We start from the raw sequence: 921 nt of genomic DNA, 5'->3' as shown, positions 1-921 counted from the left end.
ACAAGCTCAGTTGATTTGGCAGTTATCACGGGAAGAACTTTTGGCTCGCTTTTCCGGTGACATATAACCGGGGGGTTAAGAAACCCGGTTTCTCAAAGAAACCGGGTTTCTCAGTTGGCGGGGTGAAGGCAGCAGTTGAGGGCTGCTGTCGGAGCCAGACTAGAGTATAATTAATAATTAGAGACCTCGAAAATAGCTATAAATGACCCGATTTATCTACGACCAATTCACCAAGCAATATATCCAGGAACTCTTAAAGCCATTAGGTCAAACTGAAACCAGCAAAACCCTAGCTTCAGAAAGGCGAGAAATTGACATCTTTTTCACACCCAACCCCGAAAATATCGCCTCGGCGAGTAACCTAGGCTTATTAGGAAGATTAGCCACCACCCCAGCGGTTTTTGAGCCTTTCAGCAATCCCGTTCAACCCGGAGAAATTCGCAGTTGTCTAGTGAAGATATTAGAGATGAAGGCGCAATGGGAACGCCAAGCCAAACGGGAAAAACGACGGCTCGCTCCCGGAGAATCACCCCGGTTGTGGATTCTGACCCCGACCGCATCCCCTGCCATCTTAGCAGATTTTGGCGCTATGGTAGACCTGGAAAACTGGATGAGTGGCGTGTACTTTATGCCGAAGGGACTGGAAAGCGCTATTATAGTAATCCACCAACTACCGCCGACAGCAGAAACTCTATGGTTGCGGATTTTGGGGACGGGGAGAGTCCAAAAACAAGCCTTGCAAGAACTCTATCAACTACCAGGAGACAATCCCACCCGAGAAACCACGCTAGAATTACTGTATAACCTGCGCGCGATGCTAGAAGCGCGGCAAAATTTAGACCCAGAAGAGAGAGAGTTAATTATGGAACTATCACCCCTGTATTTACAACGGTTACAAACTGTTAAGGAAGAAGGTATCCA

The 921-nt window shown here is 47.6% G+C and carries 1 protein-coding gene; it reads left to right on the top strand.

What is annotated here, in order from left to right; translation table 11 throughout:
- Positions 1-202 precede the first annotated feature (202 nt).
- Positions 203-921, top strand: a 719-nt coding sequence (locus P5683_RS25335) for a hypothetical protein (protein WP_315669513.1), incomplete at its 3' end; no start/stop codon positions are given.

Source organism: Limnospira sp. PMC 1279.21 (genome assembly GCF_032349615.1).
GTDB lineage: Bacteria > Cyanobacteriota > Cyanobacteriia > Cyanobacteriales > Microcoleaceae > Limnospira > Limnospira fusiformis.
Note: the sequence above shows the minus strand (reverse complement) of the source record. Positions and strands in the feature narration are given on the sequence as shown.